Origin of the sequence: Thalassotalea crassostreae (assembly GCF_001831495.1) — a bacterium.
Taxonomy (GTDB): domain Bacteria; phylum Pseudomonadota; class Gammaproteobacteria; order Enterobacterales; family Alteromonadaceae; genus Thalassotalea_A; species Thalassotalea_A crassostreae.
Genome location: NZ_CP017689.1, coordinates 3,378,410 through 3,397,064, shown reverse-complemented (window position 1 = coordinate 3,397,064; position 18,655 = coordinate 3,378,410). Strand labels below are relative to the sequence as shown.

Genomic DNA, 18,655 nt, shown 5'->3' with positions numbered 1-18,655 from the left:
GAGTCAGGTTTAGCGAGCTAAACCTGACTCTGACCCCAGTTTATTTAGCCGTTGATAATTTCTTCGATTTGCTCTTCTAGCTCCATCCATTGCTCTTCCGCTTCTTCCAATTGCGGTTTGATTTTCGCTTGTTGTTGCATTAATTCGTTAAGCTTGGCTTTATTTTCAGCTTCATAGGTTTCAGGCAATGCAAGTTGGCTTTCAATTTCCTCTAATTGTTGCTGCCATTTTTCTACTTGTTGTTCTAACTTTTGCGTTTTTTTACGCATTGGCGCTGCTTTTTGACGGAGTTCAGCTTGTTGCTTACGTTGCTCTTTCTTATCAACTTTTTCTTTGCCTTGGCGCTCTGATTGTCCATCTGCTTTACTTTTGCTTTTGGCTGCTTTATTTTCATCGCTAAGCCATTTTTGATAATCGTCGATATCGCCGTCAAACTCTTCAACTCGGCCATTGCCAACAATGTAAAACTCATCAACACATGATTCTAATAAATAGCGATCATGGGCTATAAGGATGATTGCACCACTAAATTCTTGAAGTGCTAACACTAAGGCTTGACGCATCTCTAAATCAAGGTGGTTAGTTGGTTCATCTAAAAGTAATAATTGTGGTTTCTCCAGGACGATTAGGGCAAGCACTAAGCGAGCTTTCTCACCACCAGACATAGTGTGAATGACATTAAGTGCTTGGTCGCCACTAAAGCCAAAACGGCCTAAATGATTTCTCGCTTGTAATTCGGTGTATTCAGGTTTAGCCAGTAATATTTGATTCAATGCTGTTTCGTCGGTGCGTAACTGCTCAAGTTGATGTTGAGAAAAGTAACCTATGGTAAGCTCTTGTGCGCAAAATCGCGTACCTTGCAATAATGCTAAGTCGCCTGCTAACGATTTTATCAGCGTAGATTTACCTGCGCCATTTCGACCTAATAGACCGATGCGGCTACCAGGCACTAAATTGATTTTAACGTCCGTTAGTATTTTAGCTTGTTCCGAATAGCCGCAATCACTGTGTTCAAGAGATAACAGTGGATAAGGCATATATTCTGGATTTTCAAATTGAAAACTAAATTGACTATCGACGTGTGCTGGCATCAAATCAGGCAGCTTTTGTAAACGCTTTAAACGGCTTTGTGCTTGTTTGGCTTTTGTCGCTTTTGCTCTAAAGCGATCGACAAAAGAGGTAAGGTGTTTAACTTCTCGCTGCTGTTTTTGATACATCGCATCTTGCTGGGCTAAATGTTCGGCACGTTGGCGTTCAAACGCTGAATAATTGCCGTTATACATTTTCGCGTGTTGATGTTCGATATGCAAAATTTGACCTATTACATCATCGAGAAAGTCTCGATCATGAGAGATTAGTACTAGTGTGCCTTCGAAACGTTTTAACCAACGTTGCAACCACAAAACCGCATCTAAATCTAAGTGGTTGGTTGGTTCATCGAGCAATAATAAATCTGCACGGCTAATAAGCGCCTGAGCAAGGTTTAAACGCATTCGCCAACCACCAGAAAAGCTACTGACACTATCGCTTAATTGTGCTTGCATAAAACCCAGTCCATGCAGCAATTCGCCAGCGCGAGCAGGAAGGCTATAGCCTTGAATCACATCTATTTGATTGAGTAGGTGAGCTTCTTCGCTACCATTATTGTTTGCACGGGCCTGCTCTAATTTTTGTTCTAAGAGACGATATTCGGTGTCGCCATCAATTACGTAATCGAGCGCCGATTGAGTAAGCGCAGGTGTTTCTTGTTTTACCGTGGCTATTTTCCAATTACGCGGAATTTCTAAAGAACCACTGTCGATTTGTAATTCACCAAGTAAGGACGCAAACAATGATGATTTACCGCAGCCATTAGCGCCTACTAAGCCAACTTTATGTCCAGGATGGACGGTAAAGCTAGATGACTTTATTAAGGTTTTAACCCCGCGGTATAAGCCCATTTCAGATGCAAAAATCAAAATTTAATCCTTTGCTAATTTTTAGCTGTTACATCTGCGTTATTTCACGGTAAAATAACGCAAATGCTTTAGTTTGTAGACACCAATGAAAAAACGATTTATTTCTGGCGCTAAATGCCCTAAATGTAATGCCTTAGACACTATGGCGTTATACAAAGAACATGATGTTGAAAAAGTTACTTGTGTAAGCTGTGACTTTGAAATGACCCAACCTGACGAAAACGTTGAGCAAGAAGTACGTTCAACGGAACAGGTGATTGGTGTTTTCAAGCCTTAGCATATTGCCGCTACTTTAATAATGTGGCGGTGGTGTTTCGTCTTCTACTTTACCAACGGGTGATGAATTCATATCTTTAACTCGTTGGCCAATCAAGTGCAGTTGTTCGACTAAATCTCTGATCTGTTCTTGATGCACGGCAATCTCATTATTCAATTGTTCTATGATATGGTCTTGAAACGCCGTTTTTGTCTCTAAGCTTTCAATTTGCTGTTGCATAGTCGCCAATAAATTTTGCTCTGTCATGATATTCATTCTCAAATAATTTCCGCCATTATCGCTAAAAAACAATAACCATTAAAGAAAATTTACCACTGTTGTGCATATTTCATTAAATTTACCCTTTAAAACTCTAAAATTGTCACAATATTAAACATACGTATAAAAATAACTCCTAAATAGAGGCATTTTCGGTCTATGAAACCATCGAATTAGTCGCTAGTATATGGTGTCTTTTTAATAAACTTAATAATTATCGATGTATTTGGGGTTTTCTCCTTATATGTGGTTCTGGAGAAATAAATGAAATTTATCGTTAAACCAACTTTGGTTGCTGTTGCCGTAATGGCAATGATGGGCTGTCAAGAAAAAGAAGCTAAGCCTGCTGTACTTGAAACTGATCTACAAAAACAAGCGTATGCATTAGGTTCTAGCATGCATTTAAATATTGCTGATCTTGACGAAATGGGTATTCAATTAGACCACGATCTAATTATGGCTGGTTTTGAAGAAAGCGCAGCTGGTAATGGCCAGGTTGATAAAGAACAAATCCAACAATTACTAATGGCCTTAGGTCAAACTGTGCAAACGAAACAACAAGAACTTGCTGCCATTGAAGCGGAAAAAGCACAAGCTGCAAGCGCTGCTTTCTTATCGACTAATGCTCAAGTAGACGGTGTTGTAACAACTGAATCTGGTCTTCAATACCAAGTATTAACTGCTGCTGAAGGTGCTAAACCAGCTGCAACTGATACAGTAAAAGTTCATTACCATGGCACATTAACAGACGGTACAATATTTGATAGCTCTGTTGACCGTGGCGAGCCAATTGAATTTCCTTTAAACCGTGTTATCCCTGGTTGGACTGAAGGTGTTCAGTTAATGAGTGTTGGTTCTAAGTACAAGTTCGTTATTCCGTCAAACTTAGGTTACGGTGCGAACCCAGCTGGTCAAATCCCTGCAAACTCTACACTAATTTTTGAAGTAGAATTATTAGATATTACTACGCCTGCTCCAGCTGCAGAAGACGCGGCTGCAAAATAGCATCTGCGTTATAATATTTAAGGTATTAATTAGCGGCTAACGTTATTTATAACCTAGCAAATATAAACAAAAAACGAGGCTTTAGCCTCGTTTTTTTATGTATATTGTATGAACTATGAAACGTTTAGCTATGCTTTTTATATAACGCTTCAATTAATTGATCTTCAAGCTCAAACCTTTCTTCGAGAGCTTGTCCTAGTACTGACAAACTTGCATCAAAACTTTCTAAAAACGAATCATCTTCTGGTTCGGCAAATTTATCATTAAATGCCAGCGCAATGTCGGTAGTTTTTGAGATCTCGGGATAAATCTTTTGGGCTAGTGCTAATGAGTCTGGACCATTCTTTTTACATTGGGCAACGATTTGATCGAATACTTCAAAATGTCCGGCAGATAAGTAGTCCATTAGTAACTGACAAAATGCTTGGATATCGGCAGCGTTAGGCAAAGCTCTATCTGTTTGATCTGATGGTGCTAAGCCTGCTAGTTGATAGTAACTAACTAAAACTTCTTGACGTTCATTGAGCCAATTATCAATTGCACTGAGTGAACCGCCCCATTGTTGTTGTGCTTGTTCTAAACGAGTTAGCATTTTCCCTCCGACAAGTCGTCAACGCATTAAAGATAATTAATATAACACTGAATTTTGAAGCAAATTGCAACACTTATTTTACAATTGTCGGTCAGCAATTTATTGTAATAATACAAATGTACGGTTAAATACAATGATATTTTTATCACTATTTTGAGTATAGATCCTATTTCTGGTTTATAAACTCATCGTTATTATAATTATAAGTCACTGTTAATCATCAAGAATAATCTTTTTGCAGCAAGGTTTATTTGAGTAAGTAGAACTTCTTGTTGCTCAAGTTGATAGTTCTTAGGCAAGATGATTGGCTGCTTATGTGGTTGGCAGTGACTATCAATAATCTGACAATACATTGTCTTGGGTAGACGACTAATTTTGAGTGATTGCGTCGCCCAATAATTTATATTGTCTTGACTATAATGGTCTTTGCTATCGATTTTAAAGGTTTGATCAATAACATAAGTTTTTCGATTCAGATGATTGATTAAACAGCTATCCCATACTCGATGTAAATTTGAACAATATTTGGAAGCGTCTTTAATTAAGCTTTTGTTGCCCCCTAAGTCTGATTTGAAACTTACATGCAATGGTTGATGAATATCACCAAGCCAATGACCTAAAAACAACAATGCTTGCAGTTTTAACCATCCTTTTTGTTGCGACTGCAATTGTTTTTGATGATAGCTAATCGCATCGATGATGCAGTTTAGCTTACAGTTACTTTTGACAAAACTACTATCTATTATCGTGCGATCGCGACCAACGTTAATAAAATGCCATTGGTTGAACTGTTTATATTGCTTTAATTGTTTGATGCTGTCGGGCCATGAACAGGCATCAGCAAACGTTAGTTGATGTTTTTTAGGTAATCGTAAATGTTTTTTCAGACGTTTCCTTTCACTTTCAGGAAAATAGCTCATTAGTTGTTTAACGTCTGTTTGTTGTGCTGCTGAAAGTTGCTGGTAAGCAAGTTGACAAACAAGGTAGTGACCTTTCTCACCTAAGGCATAGGCTTTGTCCCCCCAAGCATAAGAGGTGATTAGAATGAAAATTAATAAGTAGAATTTATTTAGCATCTCAATATCATAGCTAGAAATTCACAAATTGTCTGGAACAATATTTCTTCGAACGGAGTGAGCCCCGAAGGGACTTGAATCCATAAAATCAAAAATTATCGGGAATATTTTTTCTTCGAACGGAGTGAGCCCCGAAGCAATCCTTTACCTGAAATACAAATCTTTCGGGAAAAGATTTGATACGCGAAGCGGCCCCGAAGGGGTTTTTACATGGATGTAACAAATAAAATATTGTCTGGAACAATATTTCTTTGCGAAGCAACCCCGAAGGGGTGAGTATAGGGATATACGAAATAAAAAGGCCTTATCAATGATAAGGCCTGAAATGCTCGCTGTTTGGTCTAGTTAAACTAGCTTCTTATTAGTTATTTTTTAAAAGCTTGCCAATTTTATAACAAAGGGTTTTCATTAGTGCAACACTTTTTTACAAAAAACTTTCAAAAGATAAATTAGTTTTCGCTGCTTTATAGTATCTTTTTCGATTATTAGTTAGAATACTTTCAATTTTTCAACACCATATCTAAATAGAAAATGACCAACTTAAAAAATGATACTTATTTACGCGCTTTGATGCGTCAACCTGTAGATTACACTCCAGTATGGATGATGCGCCAAGCCGGTCGTTATTTGCCTGAATATAAAGAAACGCGTAAAGATGCTGGCGATTTTATGAGTTTATGTCGTAATACTGAATTGGCAACCGAAGTTACTATTCAACCATTGCGCCGCTTCCCTCTAGATGCTGCTATCTTATTCAGTGACATCTTAACTATCCCAGATGCAATGGGACTTGGTTTGTATTTTGAAACAGGTGAAGGTCCAAAATTTGAACGTCCGATCACTTGTGCGGCTGATGTGAAAAAAATTGGCCACCCAGATCCAGAAGGCGAGCTGCAATATGTAATGAACGCCGTTCGTTCTATTCGTAAGGCATTGGATGGTCAAGTTCCATTAATTGGATTCTCTGGTAGCCCATGGACATTAGCAACCTATATGGTTGAAGGTGGTAGTTCAAAGGCTTTCACTAAGATCAAAAAGATGATGTTTGCTGAGCCGCAAACATTACATTTGTTATTGGACAAGTTAGCAGACTCTGTCATTTCTTATTTAAATGCACAGATCGCAGCTGGCGCTCAATCGGTAATGGTTTTTGATACATGGGGTGGTGTTTTGTCACCTGCAATGTACAAAGAGTTTTCTTTGCAATACATGGCAAAAATCGTTGACGGACTTACTCGTGAAAATGAAGGCCGTAGAGTGCCTGTAACGCTGTTTACTAAAAACGGTGGCATGTGGTTAGAGTCAATCGCTGCAACGGGCTGTGACGCGGTAGGTCTTGATTGGACTATTAACATCGAAGATGCGAAGGCTCGTGTTGGTGATAAAGTTGCTTTACAAGGTAACATGGATCCATCAATGTTATATGCACCTAAAGAGCGTATCGAACAAGAAGTTAAAACTATCTTAAATGGTTTTGGTGACACCGGAACTGGCCATGTATTTAATTTGGGCCACGGTATTCACCCTGACGTAAATCCTGAACATGCAGGCTATTTTATTGATGCTGTGCACAAGTTTAGTAAGCCATACCATAAATAAGCCTAAAAGAGCTTAGGTTATTTATGTCGGTATTATCTGAGGAGCTTAGGCTCCTCTTTTATTTGTTAACTGCAAACATCTCGTATATAGAATCTATTGCCCTTATCCGCTACAATCGAATCCACATTAACTAAAGCAGTGTTAGTACAGCAATATTCATGCATTATCAAAATTACTCATTAGAACAGCTCAATAGTTTCGCATTAAAGGCTAACGCTAAGTCAGTTGTCATAGCCGAGTCTGTAGACGCTGTTCGTCAATTTAGTGAGCAATTACCTGAACAGTTTTATATTTTAGGTGGTGGTAGTAACTCGTTATTTATTGATAATTATCAAGGCACAATCTTTTGCCCTAATATAAAGGGCATTGAAATTAGCGAAACCAATGAAGATTACCTATTGCATGTCAGTAGCGGTGAAGATTGGCACGACTTAGTAGAATATTGCTTAGCGAATAATATGCCAGGCCTTGAAAATCTGGCGCTGATACCGGGTAATTGTGGCGCTGCACCAATTCAAAATATTGGTGCTTATGGGGTAGAATTGGCTCATTTTTGTGACTACGTACAATGGTTTGATTTTCAAACTAATAAAGAGGTTCGACTAACCGCCGAGCAATGTCAGTTTGGCTATCGAGACAGTATTTTTAAAGGTGCGTTGAAAAACAAAGGCGTAATTATTGCGATAGGATTACGTTTAACGAAAAAATGGCAACCTACGTTAAAATATCAAGGACTAAATCAATTAGGTGAAACCCCTACCGCTAAACAAGTTTTTGATGCTGTAGTCAATATTCGCCAAAGTAAATTGCCGGATCCTGAAGTGTTACCAAATGCTGGAAGCTTTTTTAAAAACCCGGTCGTTAGTCATCAAGTATATGCAAAGATAAAAGCTCAGTACGAGCAAGTTCCGGCGTATCCTGCAAATGGCTGTGATATGAAATTAGCCGCTGGTTGGCTAATCGAACAAAGTGGCTTAAAAGGCGTTAGTATAGGCGGTGCAGCGGTGCATACATTGCAAGCATTGGTGCTAGTGAATAAAAACAATGCGACAGGCCAAGATGTTGTCGCTTTAGCCCAGCATGTGCAGCGTGTAGTCAATGAAAAATTCAATGTCATGCTTGAGCCTGAGGTTAGAGTCATAGGCGAAAGTGGTGAACAATTAATTGCCGATATAGAAGTAGTAAAATAATGGCTAAAGTAGTTAGAGAAGAATTAATACGACGATTATCAGAAGGTAAGTTTGTGTCAGGGCAGTTACTGGCAGAACAATTAGATGTAAGTCGTACCGCCATTTCAAAGCATATAAAAGCACTCGGAGAAATGGGCTTAGACATTTTTTCTGTGCAGGGCAAAGGTTATAAGTTAGCAAGTCCAATTCATTTGTTAAACCAACAACAGATGCAAGATAATCTGCGTGAACTTGACTGTAACAATATGGTTGAAGTACATAGTATTATTGACTCAACTAACTCGTATTTAATGCGCCGCTTACCGAATAATGTTGTGCATGGGCAAGCCTGTGTTTCGGAGTTTCAGTCCGCTGGCAGAGGCCGTCGTGGCAAACAATGGGTTTCACCATTTTCATCTCATCTATACTTATCAATGTATTGGCGTTTGGAGCAAGGCATCGCTGCGGCAATGGGGGTGTCTGTCGTTGTAGGTCTAGCTGTAAGTGATGTATTGCAAAGGCATTATAATTTAGACGTCGAATTGAAATGGCCTAATGATATTTATGTTGAAGGTAAAAAGCTTGCTGGTATTTTAGTGGAGCTTGAAGGGCAGAGTATCGGTCCGGGAAATTGCGTTATTGGCTTGGGCTTAAATATCAATATGCCTCAGATGATGGCAGAGCAAATTGATCAGCCGTGGACCGACTTAAATCGAGAACTTGCTCGACAGGTAGATCGAAATCTATTGGCGGCGCAACTTATCGCAAGTATAAGCGCTCGTTTAGAGCAGCATTTGCAATTTGGCTTAGCGCCAATGATTTTAGAGTGGCAACGCCAGGATTACTTTTATAACAAACCAGTTAAGCTCATTGCCGGCAGCAACGAGACCCGCGGGATCTGCAAAGGTATCAATGCCAGTGGTGCACTGTTGTTAGAAGTAGACGGTAAAGTTCAACCAGTTTATGGTGGTGAAGTAAGTCTAAGAGGTGGTTAATGGATCTACTCGTTGATGTAGGTAATACACAAGTTAAATTTACCAAGGTTGAAAGTGGTGTATTTGCCAATATAGAACGCTGCTTGGCCACTGACTTTCTCGATATTATTGGTCAATATACTAACATAAAGAGAATTATGTTGGTCTCTGTGGCCAATCAGAGCTTCTCTCAATCTCTACAAACTTGGGCAGGACTTAATGACGTTGAGTTCACTCAGGTAAATACTCAATCTGAAACCTTTGGTATTCAAAACAGTTATCTTCAGTACTCAACTATGGGGGCCGATCGTTGGTTAGCTGTGCTTGCAGCAGAAGCGCTTTATCCAAATAGAAATATACTCATTATTGATGCCGGAACGGCAACGACGTTTGATTTACTCGATGCCAATAAACAACATCAAGGTGGTTGGATATTACCGGGCATAGACATGATGATGCAGAGTTTATTTCAAAATACCGACAATGTATTCGGTGAAACTGGGGTCATTGATTCAGTCGCATTCGGCAAAAGTACAGCAGACAATGTTAAATATGGCGCATGGTCGACGACGGCTGGTGCAATACAAACTGCCCTTAATGTTGCACAGCAGCAAAATTTAACTATCGATGAAATTATTCTTACCGGCGGATATGGTGAAGAGCTAGAAAAACTGTGTAAGCAACTTGGTCTTAACAATTGTCATTTTATTGAGCAGTTGATTTTTGTTGGTTTACAGCGTTTCTTATAAATCGTTTTGTTAAAAATATTTTTTTGCACAAAAATTAATATATTTCTAACAAATTAGAGCGAAAAATAGGCAAACAATAAAAAAGCTGAAGTTTTTTTAATTTTTCTATTGCAAGGTACAAAGCATTGCTCTAAAATTCGCTCCACTTAATGTAGTGCCGTCTTAGCTCAGTTGGTAGAGCAACTGACTTGTAATCAGTAGGTCGCCAGTTCGACTCCGGCAGACGGCACCATTAATACACAATGACTGTTCATATAGTTAATTGTGGCGAAAAAATAATGGAGGGGTTCCCGAGTGGCCAAAGGGATCAGACTGTAAATCTGACGGCTCCGCCTTCGGTGGTTCGAATCCACCTCCCTCCACCATTTTTTCAACTAAAGATAATCGTAATAGATATGCGGACGTCGTATAGTGGTAATACCTTAGCCTTCCAAGCTAAAGCTGCGGGTTCGATTCCCGCCGTCCGCTCCACTATCTTTATTATCTTCATCTTATCGTGCTGATATAGCTCAGTTGGTAGAGCGCACCCTTGGTAAGGGTGAGGTCGGCAGTTCGAATCTGCCTATTAGCACCATTTCTCTGAATATCCCTAGCTTTAAATATTAAATTTAAACAATAAATCTAGAATAATATAAACGAATTTATCAAATATATTTTTTCGTAACACTATTTATCCACATATAACATTACACAAAATTGCATGCGAAAAAAAAGGATGCAATTGCACCCTTTTAAATAAATAAGTATTAACTACCTAATTCAAATTAGCTCAAATTGCTTTCAATTAAGGCTAGTGCTTCGTCTAAGATCTCTTTTACTGCTAAATGAGCCTTTTCAGGATTTCTAGATTTAATGGTATTTAAAATATGAGCATGCTTTTCGATATCACCAGATTCACCTTTAGTTGCATTGGTATAACGAATACTAACTTTTAATGCGGTACTGATAAATTCGGTTAATTGCATGATAAAAGGGTTACCACTCGCTTTAAGAACACCTGTATGGAAAGCGATATCTGAATCTAATGGATCATCTAACCCTTTCTCTGCAGCTTCCATTCTTGCTAGAGCTTTTTCAATTTCTTCTAGTTCTTCGAAAGTCGCGTTTACTGCCGCTAATGCTGCAGCTTGTGGCTCAATCGCAGCGCGAACTTCAGTAAATGATTTCAATAATGTTAATGATGGATTAGAGCTAAGGATCCAGCCTAATACATCAGTATCAAACATATTCCAATCCGACTCAGGTAATACTTGAATACCTTTTTTAGGTCGTGAAGCAATCAATCCTTTCGCGGCAAGCATTTTTACGGCTTCGCGTGTTGCACTGCGACTTACGTCATATTGTTCACAGAGCTCTGCTTCCGTTGGCAGGCCTTGGCCTATTTGATATCGACCAGTGACTATTGCTTTACCAAGGTCGTGCGTTAGTTGATAAGTTAAGTTATGTTTTTGAGCCATGACCAAATTCCCTTAATTATATTATTTGATATTAAATCATATAATTATGCAAAAGAGTATCTTGTTGTGCATATAAGATTGATTTAATTAACGAAATAATAATCATTCTTGTTTAAAGACTGTTTTAAGAGCTTTATTGATTGATTAAAACAGATAAATATGTGAAATTGATGTTATTAAAATAATTATAAATTTGATATCAAATGATATTTGAAAATCCTGGGAGTCAGTTGTGAGTTATTCTTCTCATTACCCGTGTATAAAAAATAAAGTCGTATTTATCACCGGTGGGGCGAGTGGTATTGGCGCAGAAATGGTACGTTGTTTCGTCGGACAAGGAGCAAAAGTTGCTTTTATCGATCTAGATGAAGAAGCAGGCAGATCATTATGTGATGAATTGCAGGATAAAGTATGGTTTCATGCGTTAAATGCGACCGATGAAAATGCATTGCAGCAATCTGTCCAAGATGCCGCAAAAGAGCTAGGCACAATAAATGTTTTGATAAACAATGTGGCTAATGATATGCGTCATCACGTATCTGAAATCACCGAAAAGCAGTGGCATAACTGCATGAAAATCAATCTTGATCCAACCTTCTTTGCCTCGCAAGCGGTTTATCCTTACCTTAAAGAAAATGGTGGTGGTAGCATCATCAATTTCAGTTCAATTAATGCCATAGTTGGTTTAGCCAATATGTCTGGCTACGTAACAGCAAAAGCTGGAATTATCGGCATGACCAGAGGTATGGCAAAGGATTTCGGCGATGATAATATTCGTGTCAACGCTATCCTACCGGGTTGGGTTGCCACTGAAAGACAGTTAGATACCTGGTTAAATGCCGAGGTTGAAGCCCAGTGGATGGAATCTATGGCAATCAAAAAACGCATACTTGCAAGTGATGTGGCTAAGTTGGCGCTATTTTTAGCGTCGGATGACAGCTCAATGATCACTGGACAAAAACTGGTTATAGATGGCGGTAAAATTTAATGACCAGTCAATACGTAATTACAGTCGATTGGGGAACCAGTTTTCTGCGTGCCTATTTGTGTGAAGTATCAGACCAAACACAACTAAAATTAATCGATACGCAAATTGCTCGCGGTGTGTGCAAGTGTGACGGTGAGTTTGAAAAAGAATTGATGACCTGTATTGCTGTTTGGGAAGCGCAATATGGAAAATTACCTGTCTATTTAGCAGGCCAAATCAGCTCAAGTCTAGGCTGGCATAATACTCAGTACCTCCCGTGTCCATTAAAACCCAAAGATATCGCTTTTGGCGGGATTAATTTTACCGCAAATGGTCACGACTTATATATTCTTCCCGGAACATCTTGCCAATATCCTGATCAAAGCTTTGATGTTATGCGCGGTGAAGAGCTGCAAATATTAGGATGGCTGCAATTAGATCCTACTCACGCACAAGGTAGACACATGCTATGTTTACCGGGCACGCATACTAAGTGGGTTTTAGTCGAGGATGGCATCATAAAGTTGTTTAAAACGGCAATGACGGGTGAGCTGTTCGATATCATTTCAAATAACAGTATTATTATTGAAGAACCAAGTCAGGATTTTAACCAGGATGCATTTAATGACGGTGCAAACTATGTTCTAGCGGGGGATATTGGTGATTTTAGCCACGACCTATTCAGCGTTCGTACGAAGCAAGTTATGGAGCATTTGAGCAAACAAAAAGCGACTTCTTATTTATCTGGGGTATTAATTGGTACTGATGTAAGGGCTGCTCAACGCTCATCACATTGGAAGCTTGACCACGTTGAATCTATCCACATTATTGGTTCTATCAAGCTTAGTGAATGCTTCGCAACGGTTTTAAATCTCATTGATTGTCCGAGTAAAATTTATGATGCTAAGCAAACATCAATTCAAGGTTTCACTTCGATAATTATGCAAAGAAACAATACTTAATAGAGTTTTTAAGCCGCGATTAACAATAAAAGCTTTTAATTACGTATGATTTATATTATAAAACAGGTGTAATGTAGAATCTAAAGGTAATAGTGTGCTTCAACTGTCAATAAATCCATGCATTGCAATTCTTAGAGGATTGCAACCTGCGCAAGCAAAAGATATTGGTGATTTACTTTATCAGGCAGGAATTAGAATAATGGAAGTGCCTCTTAACCGTGATAATGCCTATAAAAGCATTGAAGTATTACAGCAGGAAATGCCGGAAAATTGTTTAATTGGTGCAGGTACAGTTACAACAATTGAACAGTTAGAAACATTACATACAATGCAAGTGAAATTAGCAATATCACCGAATACTGATATCGCAATTATTAAAAAAGCTAACGACTTTGGAATGATTCATACACCTGGTGTCGCAACGCCTTCAGAGGTTTATCACGCGTATAATAGTGGCGCACGTTGGCTAAAGTTGTTTCCTGCTGGGTCATATGGAACTGGGCATTTAAAGGCATTAATAAGCATTGCTCCCCAAGATGCTAATTTTGTTGCTGTAGGCGGCATTAATGCCAATAATATGCAACAATGGATGGAGACTGGTGCGAAAGGCGTTGGTATTGGCGATAGTATTTATAATGAAAAAGATAGCTATCAGCAAAGTAAAGTGAAAATTGAGAAGTTTTCGAATTTTACTGACGAAATAAATTTAAAATAACAATAATCTTAACGAATATTTTCAGAGGAAAATTATGAACTTATCAACCTTAGACATTTCAGTCTTTGTATTTTATGTAGTCTCACTTATTGCGGTCGCATATATGGTTTCTCGCGAAAAGGCCGGTCATGAGAAAAATTCAAATGACTATTTTTTGGCAGGTAACTCTCTTCCTTGGTGGGCAATCGGTGCTTCTTTAATTGCAGCAAACATTTCCGCTGAGCAAATCATCGGTATGTCAGGCTCTGGTTATAAGATTGGCTTAGCAATTGCTTCTTATGAGTGGATGGCGGCAATTACGCTAATGATTGTAGGTAAATACTTTTTACCGATATTTTTAGAGAAAAAAATATACACCATGCCGCAGTTTTTGGAACAACGCTTTGATCATCGCGTTCGTACGGTAATGGCAGTATTCTGGTTAGGTGTTTACGTATTTGTTAACTTGACCGCAATCCTTTGGTTAGGCGCATTAGCAATTAACACTATCACTGGTGTTGATGTTGTCTATGGCATGATATTTTTAGGTGCATTCTCTGTCGCTTATTCATTATACGGTGGACTAAAAGCCGTTGCACTTACCGATATAATTCAAGTTGTCTTGCTTGTTGCTGGTGGCCTGTTCTTGTCGTACATGGCGCTTGATTTAATCGGTGGTGGTCAAGGTATCGTTGCAGGCTTTAATAGTTTAGTTGAGCAAACTCCTGAGAAGTTTGACATGATTCTAGCCGAAGAAAGTGAACACTATATGGACCTACCGGGGCTATCTGTATTGGTTGGTGGTATGTGGATTATGAACTTGTCTTACTGGGGCTTTAACCAATACATTATTCAACGTACATTAGGTGCTAAAAACTTACGTGAAGGCCAAAAAGGTATCGCGTTTGCTGCATTCTTAAAGCTATTAATGCCTGTAATTGTAGTATTACCGGGTATTGCTGCAGTACTTCTTGTTCCGGAATTACAAAAACCTGACCAAGCGTATCCTGCACTATTAAATATGATGCCAGAAGGCTTAAAAGGTTTAGTGTTTGCTGCATTAGTTGCCGCAATTGTTTCTTCACTTGCCTCTATGACTAACTCCATTGCGACTATCTTCACTATGGATTTATACAAAAATGATAACAAACCTAAGAGTGAAGAACATTACGTAAAAGTGGGTCGTATCGTAAGTTTATCAGCTCTTGTAATTGCGATGCTTGTTGCTAAACCTTTACTTGGTCAATTTGATCAAGCGTTCCAATATATCCAAGAATTCACTGGCTTCTTTACCCCTGGTATCGTGGTGCTATTCTTCTTAGGTATGTTTTGGAAGAAAACAACAGCAAACGCAGGTTTGGTTGCGGCAGTAGGTTCTGCAGTACTTTCTTTTGCACTTAAAATGTTATGGCCAGAATTACCATTTATGGACCGTGTTGGTTTAGTCTTCGTACTATGTATGTTACTTGCTGTTATCGTTTCACTTATTGAAAAGAAAGGTGAGCATGAACATGCAGTTGATTTAAAAGGCATCGACTTCAGTACTTCGAAAAGTTTTAACGTATCAACCGTTGCAGTTACTTTAATTCTTATCGGCTTCTATTCTGCTTGGTGGTAAACACTGATGGCAAACGTAACAGTAGGTAAGCTTTTAAACGTTATCGATGTTACCAATACTTTAGGCGAGGGCGTGCAATGGCACGCCCTTAGTCAATGTATATGGTGGACAGATATTCAAGAGTCCTGTTTATACAGTTACTCGACAAAAAGCAGTCAATTGAATAAGCATACAATGCCTGAGCGTGTCGGATGCTTCGCCTTTATTGAGAATGACCCAAGAATTATTGTCGCCTTTGCATCAGGTATTGCGTTTTACGATTTTAGCTCTAAATCATTAGAGTGGATTGATAAGCCAGAAGAGCATATCAAAGGTAACCGATTCAATGATGGCCGCGTCGATCGCCAAGGCAGATTTTGGTATGGCTCTCTGGTTGAAAACAAAGAAAGCTCCGAACAATCTGCTTTCTTGTACATGCTGAATTCGCGCGGCAAATCTATTGCTAAAGAAACCAATATTGAAATTGCCAATGGCCTTTGTTGGAGCCCTGATGGCAAAACACTTTATCATGCCGATTCTCCTCAACAAAAAATACATCAATACGATTTCAATACAGCAACCACAGAACTATCAAACAAAAAGCTTTTCGCTAAAACTGCACCAGGCTCATTTCCTGATGGATCTACAATAGATTCAGATGGCTACCTTTGGAATGCACAATGGGGTGGTTCAAGGGTTGTTCGCTATAATCCCCAGGGTGAGATTGATCTTTGTATAGATGTACCAGTGTCACAACCTAGTTGTGTTGCTTTTGGTGGGCCAAATTTAGATTGGTTAATGATCACTTCAGCGCGGCAGGATCTAAGCGAAAACGAGCTTTCGCAACAACCACTCGCTGGAAATTTATTTATTTACCAAGTTAACGGAACTACAGGTCTAGAAGAAAATAAATTTATCTTACCGTAATAAGTTTGTTGGAAAATAAGCTGATACAAAACCAATTATCAAGTTGAAAATAGGGATTTTCTCTGTGTGACAAATTGCTAATTGGTGAATTTGTATGAAGATTCTCATTTCTGATACAAATTAATACACAAAATCAGTTACTTCTTATTGCATTATTGCCAAACAAAAGGTAAATTATTATATATTATAAATAGTATTTTTGATATCGATGAACATTACCATTAAAGACAATATAAGCGAAGTAGTTATAGCACCTGATTTAGGTGCTAGTATTTTAGCTTATACTTATATTGCCAATAATAAATCTATATCAATTTTCCCTAATCGAATCGGCGTTGAAGATGTTACAAGCACCGCTTGCTTCCCATTAGTACCGTTTTCAAATCGCATCCGCGAAGGCAAGTTTACTTGGCAAGATAAAGACATCCAATTACCACTAAATCAATTACCTGAGTTACACGCTAATCATGGTCATGGATGGCAAGTTAAATGGCAAGTTATAGAGCAAAGCGATGCTAGTGTCACTCTAAGTTATTCGTATACGTCAAATGATTGGCCATTTCCTTACCAAGCGATTTATCGTTTCGAACTGCAAAATGGCGAATTACTGCAAACATTAACATTGAAAAATGTCGGTACATCTGAAATGCCTGCGGGACTTGGATTGCATCCATATTTTTCTCGTACAAAACAAGCCTCTTTAGTTGCTGATGTAAGCAAGATGTGGGAAGTAGACCATGAATCTATGCCGATAAAAGTGATCGATGCCCCAAGTTGTATTCAAAGTACCAGCGGCATGGTTATGAATAGTCATCAATTAGATAATACCTTTATCGACTTTCCTGCAAAAGCTGAAGTGTCTTGGCCAGAGTGGAATGTTAAAGCAGATATTACCGCATCTGAAAACTGTAAGTTCATGGTGGTTTATAGCCCTAAAGAAGAAGACTTCTTTTGTGTTGAACCAGTCACCCATTCGCCAGATGCAATCAATATGCACTCTCAAGGAATTGAAAATACTGGATTTTCAAGTTTGAGACCGAATAAAGAAATGAGTATTTGGATGAAAGTAGCTCCTAAAATGAGTCACTAGTCAAAATTTACCAGCTCCCATAGTAAAAGGCCCTGATATTTATGATTAGGGCTTTTTGCTTTCTCATATTTAGTGAGCAGCTGTTCGATTTTAATCATACAAAGTTTCTTGTGTTATAGGAGCTCAGTATTAAGGACAAAATTGACGTTCAATCAAAATAATTCTTCCCTTAATCACTAAAATATTATATATAATACAATAAGGTTTTTTAATTACCCTTATATAATCTAGTTGCGATTATAAATTAGCTTCTAAAAAACTTATGTAGTTGGCTAATAAGCCAATCGAGAAAATGGAAAAGATGTAGATTACGGGCTTAGGACAAAGCGCGTAACGAAGGAATATTTTGTTAAACATTGAACATGTCATAGTTGCAGATTGGGGCAGTACTCACTTACGAGCCTATTTATGCAAAGTAAACGATACTAATAATTTAGATGTAATAGATACAGCTAAAGGCTTAGGCATAACTAAAATTGACAAACAATTTGAACAGCATTTATTTCAGCTTATTGCACCTTGGAAGGATTATGGCCAACTGCCAATCATTCTTTCTGGTCAAGTTGGTTCAACAGTAGGTTGGAAAGAAGCTGACTACTTATCATGTCCGGTGTTGCCGAAAAAACTAGCGTCTTCTTGTTTTGAGTTTTCTTGCCAAGGTCACCAGATATTTATTGTACCAGGCTTAAGTTGCGAGACAGCAGATCATAACAGTGATGTAATGCGCGGCGAAGAGTTGCAGATATTTGGTTTGCTATTAAACAAACCACAATATCAGCAAGGCCGTCATCTAATTTGTTTACCTGGTACTCATACCAAATGGGTGTTAATTGATAATGGCGAAGTTCAATTATTCAAAACCGCGATGACCGGTGAGTTGTATGACCTACTCACCAATCATAGTGTGTTGATTCAAAAACAGACTGATAATTTTGATTTAGATGCTTTCACTCTCGGTGTTAACCAAATTAAAAATAGTGAAGTTGCCAGTTTAAGTCACAACATTTTTAGTGTTCGAACCAAACAGCTATTTGGCCAAATTAACGAAGATAATGCCTGCTCCTATTTGTCGGGAATATTAATTGGTAGTGATGTTCATGGTGCCATTCATGCAAACGAATGGGATATATCAAATTTTGAAAGTGTTCTAATCGTCGGTTCTAAAAAATTAGTGCAAAGCTTTGCCACGGCCTTGAATATATTTGGCTATGAATCAATTTTGCTTGAAGAAGCAGATGTCGCGATTGCAGGTTATTCACAGTTATATAAGAGCCTTTTTTCAAAAACATAAGGTTATAAATTCT

18 protein-coding genes and 4 tRNA genes are annotated in these 18,655 nt (G+C 38.4%); 17 read left to right on the top strand and 5 right to left on the bottom strand.

The genetic code is table 11. From position 1 onward, the window contains the following. Positions 1–44: 44 nt before the first annotated feature. Positions 45–1,958: an ATP-binding cassette domain-containing protein gene (locus tag LT090_RS14720; protein ID WP_068544311.1), complete on the bottom strand. Its 1,914-nt coding sequence runs from the start codon at positions 1,956–1,958 to the stop codon at positions 45–47. Positions 1,959–2,043: 85 nt separating this feature from the next. Here LT090_RS14720 and LT090_RS14715 point away from each other — a divergent pair, with 85 nt between their 5' ends. After that, on the top strand, positions 2,044–2,235 hold the full coding sequence (locus LT090_RS14715; protein WP_068544310.1) for a YheV family putative zinc ribbon protein: 192 nt from the start codon (positions 2,044–2,046) through the stop codon (positions 2,233–2,235). Between the two features lie 15 nt (positions 2,236–2,250). Here the strand turns inward: LT090_RS14715 and LT090_RS14710 are convergent, their stop codons facing one another. Next, positions 2,251–2,481 (bottom strand): SlyX family protein, encoded by a 231-nt coding sequence (locus LT090_RS14710; protein WP_198360632.1) that lies wholly within the window; start codon positions 2,479–2,481, stop codon positions 2,251–2,253. A gap of 276 nt (positions 2,482–2,757) precedes the next feature. On the opposite strand from LT090_RS14710, the gene LT090_RS14705 reads away from it, so the two are divergent. Next, positions 2,758–3,498: an FKBP-type peptidyl-prolyl cis-trans isomerase gene (locus LT090_RS14705; RefSeq protein WP_068544309.1), complete on the top strand. Its 741-nt coding sequence runs from the start codon at positions 2,758–2,760 to the stop codon at positions 3,496–3,498. Between the two features lie 124 nt (positions 3,499–3,622). Here LT090_RS14705 and LT090_RS14700 read toward each other — a convergent pair whose 3' ends face one another. Continuing rightward, the gene (locus tag LT090_RS14700; protein ID WP_068544308.1) at positions 3,623–4,090 is read right to left on the bottom strand and encodes an Rsd/AlgQ family anti-sigma factor; all 468 of its coding nucleotides are present in this window, start codon (positions 4,088–4,090) and stop codon (positions 3,623–3,625) included. 200 nt (positions 4,091–4,290) lie between these two features. Next, positions 4,291–5,166: a S1/P1 nuclease gene (locus LT090_RS14695; protein WP_068544307.1), complete on the bottom strand. Its 876-nt coding sequence runs from the start codon at positions 5,164–5,166 to the stop codon at positions 4,291–4,293. 531 nt (positions 5,167–5,697) lie between these two features. Here LT090_RS14695 and hemE point away from each other — a divergent pair. The 8 genes from hemE to LT090_RS14655 all read left to right on the top strand — a co-directional run bounded on the left by hemE (position 5,698) and on the right by LT090_RS14655 (position 10,231). Continuing rightward, entirely contained in the window at positions 5,698–6,765 is a 1,068-nt protein-coding gene (gene hemE / locus LT090_RS14690; RefSeq protein ID WP_068544306.1) for a uroporphyrinogen decarboxylase, read from the top strand. Positions 6,766–6,923: 158 nt separating this feature from the next. Continuing rightward, the gene (gene murB / locus LT090_RS14685) at positions 6,924–7,955 is read left to right on the top strand and encodes a UDP-N-acetylmuramate dehydrogenase (protein ID WP_068544305.1); all 1,032 of its coding nucleotides are present in this window, start codon (positions 6,924–6,926) and stop codon (positions 7,953–7,955) included. Continuing rightward, on the top strand, positions 7,955–8,929 hold the full coding sequence (gene birA / locus LT090_RS14680) for a bifunctional biotin--[acetyl-CoA-carboxylase] ligase/biotin operon repressor BirA (RefSeq protein ID WP_068544304.1): 975 nt from the start codon (positions 7,955–7,957) through the stop codon (positions 8,927–8,929). The genes murB and birA overlap by 1 nt, the downstream gene beginning before the upstream one ends. Further along, positions 8,929–9,657 (top strand): type III pantothenate kinase, encoded by a 729-nt coding sequence (locus LT090_RS14675; protein ID WP_068544303.1) that lies wholly within the window; start codon positions 8,929–8,931, stop codon positions 9,655–9,657. The genes birA and LT090_RS14675 overlap by 1 nt, the downstream gene beginning before the upstream one ends. Positions 9,658–9,813: 156 nt before the next feature. Beyond that, positions 9,814–9,889: transfer RNA gene (locus LT090_RS14670), tRNA-Thr, on the top strand. Between the two features lie 48 nt (positions 9,890–9,937). Further along, positions 9,938–10,022, top strand: a tRNA-Tyr gene (locus LT090_RS14665). Positions 10,023–10,054: 32 nt separating this feature from the next. Beyond that, positions 10,055–10,128, top strand: a tRNA-Gly gene (locus LT090_RS14660). Between the two features lie 27 nt (positions 10,129–10,155). Continuing rightward, positions 10,156–10,231 (top strand) — tRNA-Thr (locus LT090_RS14655). A 190-nt stretch (positions 10,232–10,421) separates the two neighbouring features. Here LT090_RS14655 and LT090_RS14650 read toward each other — a convergent pair. Then, a complete protein-coding gene (locus LT090_RS14650) occupies positions 10,422–11,114 on the bottom strand; it encodes a FadR/GntR family transcriptional regulator (RefSeq protein ID WP_068544302.1) in 693 nt (230 codons plus the stop codon). A 232-nt stretch (positions 11,115–11,346) separates the two neighbouring features. Here LT090_RS14650 and LT090_RS14645 point away from each other — a divergent pair, with 232 nt between their 5' ends. From LT090_RS14645 to LT090_RS14615, 7 genes are all read left to right on the top strand, one after another. After that, entirely contained in the window at positions 11,347–12,102 is a 756-nt protein-coding gene (locus tag LT090_RS14645; RefSeq protein WP_068544301.1) for an SDR family NAD(P)-dependent oxidoreductase, read from the top strand. Next, on the top strand, positions 12,102–13,043 hold the full coding sequence (locus LT090_RS14640; protein WP_068544300.1) for a 2-dehydro-3-deoxygalactonokinase: 942 nt from the start codon (positions 12,102–12,104) through the stop codon (positions 13,041–13,043). Before LT090_RS14645 ends, LT090_RS14640 begins: the two co-directional genes overlap by 1 nt. A 94-nt stretch (positions 13,044–13,137) precedes the next feature. Continuing rightward, positions 13,138–13,758, top strand: a complete 621-nt coding sequence (locus LT090_RS14635) for a 2-dehydro-3-deoxy-6-phosphogalactonate aldolase (protein ID WP_068544299.1) — start codon at positions 13,138–13,140, stop codon at positions 13,756–13,758. Positions 13,759–13,792: 34 nt separating this feature from the next. Continuing rightward, positions 13,793–15,355 carry a sodium/sugar symporter gene (locus tag LT090_RS14630; protein ID WP_068544298.1) on the top strand — a complete coding sequence of 521 codons (1,563 nt, stop codon included), beginning with the start codon at positions 13,793–13,795 and terminating at the stop codon, positions 15,353–15,355. Positions 15,356–15,361: 6 nt separating this feature from the next. Next, positions 15,362–16,261: an SMP-30/gluconolactonase/LRE family protein gene (locus tag LT090_RS14625; RefSeq protein WP_068544297.1), complete on the top strand. Its 900-nt coding sequence runs from the start codon at positions 15,362–15,364 to the stop codon at positions 16,259–16,261. A gap of 208 nt (positions 16,262–16,469) precedes the next feature. Next, positions 16,470–17,351, top strand: coding sequence for an aldose 1-epimerase (locus tag LT090_RS14620; RefSeq protein WP_068544296.1), 882 nt, complete (start codon positions 16,470–16,472; stop codon positions 17,349–17,351). Between the two features lie 346 nt (positions 17,352–17,697). Next, positions 17,698–18,642, top strand: coding sequence for a 2-dehydro-3-deoxygalactonokinase (locus tag LT090_RS14615; protein WP_068544295.1), 945 nt, complete (start codon positions 17,698–17,700; stop codon positions 18,640–18,642). Positions 18,643–18,655 lie beyond the last annotated feature (13 nt).

What these genes read in the sequence shown, in the direction of transcription:
- LT090_RS14715 (WP_068544310.1), top strand. Translation starts at nt 2,044, where the DNA reads ATGAAAAAACGATTTATTTCTGGCGCTAAATGCCCTAAATGTAATGCC.
- LT090_RS14710 (WP_198360632.1), bottom strand. Translation starts at nt 2,481, where the DNA reads ATGACAGAGCAAAATTTATTGGCGACTATGCAACAGCAAATTGAAAGC.
- LT090_RS14705 (WP_068544309.1), top strand. Translation starts at nt 2,758, where the DNA reads ATGAAATTTATCGTTAAACCAACTTTGGTTGCTGTTGCCGTAATGGCA.
- LT090_RS14700 (WP_068544308.1), bottom strand. Translation starts at nt 4,090, where the DNA reads ATGCTAACTCGTTTAGAACAAGCACAACAACAATGGGGCGGTTCACTC.
- LT090_RS14695 (WP_068544307.1), bottom strand. Translation starts at nt 5,166, where the DNA reads ATGCTAAATAAATTCTACTTATTAATTTTCATTCTAATCACCTCTTAT.
- hemE (WP_068544306.1), top strand. Translation starts at nt 5,698, where the DNA reads ATGACCAACTTAAAAAATGATACTTATTTACGCGCTTTGATGCGTCAA.
- murB (WP_068544305.1), top strand. Translation starts at nt 6,924, where the DNA reads ATGCATTATCAAAATTACTCATTAGAACAGCTCAATAGTTTCGCATTA.
- birA (WP_068544304.1), top strand. Translation starts at nt 7,955, where the DNA reads ATGGCTAAAGTAGTTAGAGAAGAATTAATACGACGATTATCAGAAGGT.
- LT090_RS14675 (WP_068544303.1), top strand. Translation starts at nt 8,929, where the DNA reads ATGGATCTACTCGTTGATGTAGGTAATACACAAGTTAAATTTACCAAG.
- LT090_RS14650 (WP_068544302.1), bottom strand. Translation starts at nt 11,114, where the DNA reads ATGGCTCAAAAACATAACTTAACTTATCAACTAACGCACGACCTTGGT.
- LT090_RS14640 (WP_068544300.1), top strand. Translation starts at nt 12,102, where the DNA reads ATGACCAGTCAATACGTAATTACAGTCGATTGGGGAACCAGTTTTCTG.
- LT090_RS14630 (WP_068544298.1), top strand. Translation starts at nt 13,793, where the DNA reads ATGAACTTATCAACCTTAGACATTTCAGTCTTTGTATTTTATGTAGTC.
- LT090_RS14625 (WP_068544297.1), top strand. Translation starts at nt 15,362, where the DNA reads ATGGCAAACGTAACAGTAGGTAAGCTTTTAAACGTTATCGATGTTACC.
- LT090_RS14620 (WP_068544296.1), top strand. Translation starts at nt 16,470, where the DNA reads ATGAACATTACCATTAAAGACAATATAAGCGAAGTAGTTATAGCACCT.